Origin of the sequence: Flavobacterium sp. (assembly GCF_004211145.1) — a bacterium.
Taxonomy (GTDB): domain Bacteria; phylum Bacteroidota; class Bacteroidia; order Flavobacteriales; family Flavobacteriaceae; genus Flavobacterium.
Window position 1 is genome coordinate 98589 of the sequence record NZ_SEBS01000012.1, and the last position, 6362, is coordinate 104950.

Annotated in this window: 5 protein-coding genes; all 5 read right to left on the reverse strand. The window is 45.1% G+C overall.

Annotation, left to right across the window (positions count from 1 at the left end):
* Positions 1-88: 88 nt before the first annotated feature.
* Positions 89-3901 carry a DNA-directed RNA polymerase subunit beta gene (rpoB, locus tag EOO50_RS07925; RefSeq protein WP_290839096.1) on the reverse strand — a complete coding sequence of 1271 codons (3813 nt, stop codon included), beginning with the start codon at positions 3899-3901 and terminating at the stop codon, positions 89-91.
* Positions 3902-4168: 267 nt separating this feature from the next.
* A complete protein-coding gene (gene rplL / locus EOO50_RS07930) occupies positions 4169-4546 on the reverse strand; it encodes a 50S ribosomal protein L7/L12 (protein WP_290839097.1) in 378 nt (125 codons plus the stop codon).
* Positions 4547-4698: 152 nt separating this feature from the next.
* Complete coding sequence (gene rplJ, locus EOO50_RS07935) at positions 4699-5214, reverse strand: 50S ribosomal protein L10 (protein WP_290839098.1); 516 nt, start codon at positions 5212-5214, stop codon at positions 4699-4701.
* Positions 5215-5233: 19 nt separating this feature from the next.
* Positions 5234-5923: a 50S ribosomal protein L1 gene (gene rplA / locus EOO50_RS07940; protein ID WP_290839099.1), complete on the reverse strand. Its 690-nt coding sequence runs from the start codon at positions 5921-5923 to the stop codon at positions 5234-5236.
* A gap of 14 nt (positions 5924-5937) precedes the next feature.
* Positions 5938-6362: 50S ribosomal protein L11 (gene rplK, locus EOO50_RS07945; protein WP_290839101.1), on the reverse strand; the 425-nt coding region annotated here is incomplete at its 5' end.

Below are 6362 nucleotides of genomic sequence, written 5' to 3' on the forward strand. Positions count from 1 at the left end.
AGTCATAAGGATGCAATTGACAATTGATAATTGATAATTGACAATTGACGCCGCTGTGCATTGTCAATTGTCAATTGTTCATTGTTAATTATTCTTCCAAACGGATATCAAGCCCCAAACCTTTCAATTCGTGCATCAATACGTTGAATGATTCCGGAAGACCCGGTTCTGGCATAGACTCACCTTTCACGATAGATTCGTAAGTCTTGGCACGTCCGATCACGTCATCTGACTTCACAGTCAAAATTTCACGCAATGTAGATGAAGCGCCGTACGCCTCGAGTGCCCAAACTTCCATCTCCCCGAAACGCTGACCTCCAAACTGTGCCTTACCACCAAGCGGTTGCTGCGTGATAAGCGAGTATGGACCGATAGAACGCGCGTGCATCTTATCGTCGACCATGTGTCCCAGTTTCAGCATGTAGATAACTCCTACGGTTGCCGGCTGGTGGAAACGTTCTCCTGTTCCTCCGTCATACAGATACGTATGTCCAAATCTTGGGATTTGCGCTTCGTCGGTCAATTCATTGATCTGGTCAAGTGAAGCTCCGTCGAAAATAGGCGTTGCGAATTTACGTCCGAGGCGTTTTCCTGCCCATCCAAGAACTGTTTCGTAGATCTGACCGATGTTCATACGCGATGGTACACCAAGCGGGTTCAATACGATATCTACAGGAGTTCCGTCTTCGAGGAACGGCATGTCTTCTTCGCGGACGATTCGGGCAACGATACCTTTGTTACCGTGGCGACCCGCCATCTTATCTCCTACTTTCAATTTACGTTTCTTGGCGATGTACACTTTGGCAAGTTTCAGGATTCCGGCAGGCAATTCATCACCGACTGTAATCGTGAACTTCTCGCGACGCAATGCACCTTGCAAGTCGTTCAATTTGATCTTGTAATTGTGGATCAAATCGTTTACTAACTTGTTCGTCTCGTCATCGGCAACCCACTGACCTTTTGAAAGGTGAGCGAAATCTTCGACGGCGTGAAGCATTTTGAGCGTGTATTTCTTTCCTTTCGGAAGAACTTCCTCACCCAAATCGTTCATGACTCCCTGAGAAGTCTTTCCGTTTACGATGTTGAACAATTTATCGACAAGCTTGTCTTTCAACTCGACGAATTTCACTTCGAATTCCATCTCGAGCGATCCCAGATCATCTTTGTCTTTGGTACGCTTGCGCTTGTCTTTTACCGCTCTTGCGAACAATTTTTTATCGAGTACGACACCGTGCAATGATGGAGACGCTTTCAATGAAGCATCTTTCACGTCGCCGGCTTTGTCACCGAAGATCGCACGAAGCAATTTCTCTTCAGGAGTCGGATCGGATTCACCTTTAGGCGTGATTTTCCCGATAAGGATATCGCCAGGTTTCACTTCGGCTCCGATTCGGATCATACCGTTTTCATCGAGGTCTTTCGTAGCCTCTTCAGAAACGTTCGGGATGTCGTTCGTCAATTCCTCATTACCCAATTTTGTATCACGTACTTCCAATGAGTAATCGTCGACGTGGATCGATGTAAAGATATCGTCACGGACTACTTTCTCACTGATTACGATCGCATCCTCGAAGTTGTAGCCTTTCCATGGCATGAACGCCACTTGTAGGTTACGGCCGAGAGCAAGCTCACCGTTTTGGGTCGCATAACCTTCACACAGCACTTGACCCAATTTCACGCGGTCGCCTTTGCGGACGATCGGCTTCAGGTTGATCGAAGTACTTTGGTTGGTCTTACGGAATTTGATCAGGTTATAAGTCTTCTCATCTGGATCGAAAGATACCGAACGCTCCTCATCAGTGCGGTCATACTTGATCGTGATGATGTTGGCATCAACGTATTCGCAGACTCCGTCGCCTTCGGCATTGATCAAAACACGTGAATCGGAAGCAACTTGTCTTTCAAGACCGGTTCCAACGATCGGAGCTTCAGGACGCAACAATGGCACGGCCTGACGCATCATGTTCGATCCCATGAGCGCACGGTTCGCATCATCGTGTTCCAAGAATGGAATCAATGAAGCCGAGATCGATGCGATCTGGTTCGGGGCAACGTCAGTATAATGGATAACGCTCGGTTCTACAACCGGGAAATCTCCTTCTTCACGTGCGATAACACGGTCGGCGGTGATTTTTCCGTCGTTGTCCATTTCAATATTCGCCTGGGCGATCAATTTTCCTTCTTCTTCTTCAGCAGAAAGATAGATCGGCTCAGCTTTCAAATCGACTTTACCGTCAGTAACCAAGCGGTAAGGCGTTTCGATGAAGCCCATTCCGTTCACTTTAGCATATACGCCGAGTGACGAGATCAGACCGATGTTCGGACCTTCAGGAGTTTCGATCGGACACAAACGACCGTAGTGCGTATAGTGAACATCTCGAACCTCAAATCCTGCTCTCTCACGTGACAGACCGCCTGGCCCAAGTGCTGATAGACGACGCTTGTGCGTGATCTCGGCTAGCGGGTTTGTCTGGTCCATGAACTGAGACAACTGGTTGGTTCCGAAGAACGAGTTGATTACTGACGAAAGTGTTTTCGCGTTGATCAAATCGATCGGTGTAAATACCTCGTTGTCACGAACGTTCATACGCTCACGGATCGTTCTCGCCATACGGGCAAGACCAACTCCGAACTGCTGTGATAATTGCTCACCAACAGTACGTACACGACGGTTTGACAAGTGGTCGATATCATCGATCTCAGCTTTTGAGTTGATGAGTTCGATAAGGTATTTTACTATGGTGATGATATCTTCTTTGGTCAAGACTTGCTTTTCCATCGGGATATCAAGGTTCAACTTTTTGTTCATCCTGTAGCGACCTACTTCACCCAAGTTGTAACGCTGGTCTGAGAAGAACAACTTCTCGATGATACCACGAGCTGTTTCCTCATCAGGCGGTTCTGCGTTACGCAATTGGCGGTAGATGTGCTCGACGGCTTCTTTCTCAGAGTTCGTCGGGTCTTTTTGCAAGGTGTTGTGGATAATGGCGTAATCGGCCTGGTTGTTATCCTCCTTGTGCAATAGGATTGATTTTACGTTGGCTTCGATGATTTCCTCAACATTGTCCTTGTCGATCAAGGTGTCGCGGTCAAGGATGATCTCGTTACGTTCGATAGACACTACTTCTCCAGTATCCTCGTCAACGAAATCCTCGTGCCAAGTATTCAATACACGGGCAGCCAATTTGCGTCCGATGTATTTTTTAAGCCCGGTCTTGGATACTTTGATCTCCTCGGCTAGGTCGAAGATTTCAAGGATATCCTTGTCACGTTCGAATCCGATAGCACGGAAAAGCGTCGTAACCGGTAGTTTCTTTTTACGGTCGATGTAGGCGTACATCACATTGTTGATGTCGGTAGCGAATTCGATCCAAGAGCCTTTGAACGGAATTACCCTTGCAGAGTAAAGCTTGGTTCCGTTGGCGTGGAAAGATTGCCCAAAGAAAACGCCCGGTGAACGGTGAAGCTGCGATACAACTACACGCTCGGCGCCATTGATAACAAACGTACCACTTGGCGTCATGTATGGGATCGTACCGAGGTACACATCCTGCACAATCGTTTCAAAATCTTCATGTTCCGGATCTGTACAATACAATTTCAAACGTGCTTTCAACGGCACGCTGTACGTCAGACCTCTTTCAATACATTCCTGAATGCTATAACGCGGCGGGTCGACAAAATAATCGAGGAATTCCAATACGAACTGATTTCTTGTGTCAGTGATTGGAAAGTTTTCCATGAAGGTGTTGTAGAGTCCTTCGTTGCCTCTTTCGTCGGATTTGGTTTCCAATTGGAAGAAGTCCTTGAAAGATTTTACCTGAACATCAAGGAAATCCGGATATGCCGGGATGTTCTTAGTGGAGGCAAAATTCAATCTTTCATTCTGATTTGTTATCATCAATAGACAAAATTTTGATTTAAAAAAAAGTAGTTTGTGTAAAACACTCTGTATTCAATACTTTCTTTTTTTAGACCCGGTACATCTTTGAAAACAAACCGAAAGTGGGTTAATCTGTTTTCTGTCTTCGTATTCGGGCAAAAAGTTTCTCGTTTTCTAATCTTAAGGAAATCCTAAAATCAACATTAAGTTTATTATACGAAAAATGGTTTAGGCCTTTGGGAGCGTTCCCAAGGCCTAAACCTAGCTTATTTCAAGCGGTTGGGCTTATTTAAGCTCAACTACAGCTCCAGCTTCTTCCAAAGATTTTTTCAAACCTTCTGCTTCGTCTTTAGAGACACCTTCTTTAACGTTTGATGGAGCAGCGTCAACTAGATCTTTTGCTTCTTTCAAACCAAGACCAGTAAGTTCTTTAACCGCTTTAACAACAGCAAGTTTAGAAGCACCTGCATCTTTCAATACAACAGTGAATTCTGTTTGCTCTTCAGCAGCGGCAACATCGCCACCACCAGCAGCTGGACCAGCAACTACAGCAGCAGCTGCAGGCTCGATTCCGTACTCGTCTTTAAGGATTGTAGCAAGTTCGTTAACTTCTTTTACTGTAAGGTTAACTAGTTGTTCTGCGAATTGTTTCAAATCTGCCATTTTTTCTATCGTTTTAAATAGTTTGTAAAATATAATTTATAAATAGTGCGCGAGGCGGGAATTATCTGAGTTAAAAGTCGAAAGTCTTAAAGTCGAAAGGCAAACCGATGCGGCCAAATCTTTCAATCTTTAAATCCTTCAATCTTTCAATATTATCTCTCAGATAAAGTTTTAACAAGTCCTGCAATCGTGTTACCACCTGACTTAAGAGCCGAGATAACATTTTTAGCAGGCGATTGAAGAAGGCCGACGATTTCTCCGATAACTTCTTCTTTCGATTTAAGGGCGATCAAGGCATCCAATTGGTTGTCCCCGATGAATACCGCATGGTGAATGAAAGCACCTTTCAACAAAGGCTTGTCACTTTTCTTGCGGAATTCCTTGATCACTTTTGCAGGAGCGTTTCCGTTCTCTGCGATCATGATGGCTGAGTTCCCTGCAAGAACCGACGGCAATTCGCCATAGTTGAATTCGGAAGCCTCCATCGCTTTCTCAAGCAAGGTATTTTTCACTACGCTAAGCGTGATACCCGCTTTAAAGCACGTTCTTCTTAAGTTTGAAGTCGCTTCTGCATCAAGACCTGAAATGTCAGTCAAATAGACAACATTCGTACCGGCCAACTGTGCAGTTAAGTCTTCAATAACTTGTGATTTTTCTTGTCTAGTCATGATTTAAAAACTTTACTACTTATACAGCTTTGGTATCCAAAGGAATCGCAGGACTCATTGTGCTAGACAAGTGAATGCTTTTGATGTATTGTCCTTTGGCCGCAGTCGGCTTCAGTTTGATTAGTGTTGAAATGATTTCGTGTGCGTTTTCAGTAATCTTGTCGGCGTCGAAAGAAATTTTCCCGATTCCGGCGTGTACGATCCCTGTTTTGTCCACTTTAAAGTCGATCTTACCGGCTTTTACTTCGGCTACTGCTTTCGCAACGTCCATAGTAACGGTTCCGGTCTTAGGGTTTGGCATCAAGCCACGTGGCCCGAGGATACGTCCCAAAGGACCCAATTTACCCATGACGGCCGGCATCGTGATGATAACATCAACGTCGGTCCAACCATCTTTGATTTTTTGTAGGTATTCGTCCATTCCAACGAAATCAGCACCGGCTGCAGTAGCTTCGGCCTCTTTGTCTGGAGTAACGAGCGCGAGAACGCGAACGTCTTTTCCAGTTCCGTGTGGAAGTGTAACTACACCACGTACCATTTGATTCGCTTTTCTTGGATCTACTCCAAGACGAACAGCGATATCAACAGACTCGTCGAATTTTGCAGAAGCGATCTGTTTGATCAATCCTGAAGCATCCTTCAAAGAGTACAGTTTGTTTTTTTCGATTTTCGAAGCAGCTTCTTTTTGCTTCTTTGTCAATTTTGCCATGTCTTCTTGCTAGATTAGAACGGAGCGTCTCCTGTTACAGTTATACCCATTGACCTTGCAGTACCGGCAACCATGCTCATAGCTTTCTCGATGGTAAAGGCATTCAAATCTGCCATTTTATCATCAGCGATAGTTTTGATTTGGTCCCAAGTAACGCTTGCCACTTTCTTACGATTAGGCTCACCTGATCCAGACTTTAGCTTCGCAGCGTCCATTAACTGGACGGCAGCAGGAGGAGTTTTTACGACAAAATCAAACGATTTGTCTTTGTACACGGTAATTTGTACCGGTAAAATCTTGCCGGGTTTATCTTGTGTTCTAGCGTTGAACTGCTTACAGAACTCCATGATGTTAACCCCAGCAGCTCCCAAAGCAGGTCCAACCGGTGGCGACGGGTTCGCAGCACCTCCCTTAACTTGTAGTTTAACTACTTTACTAA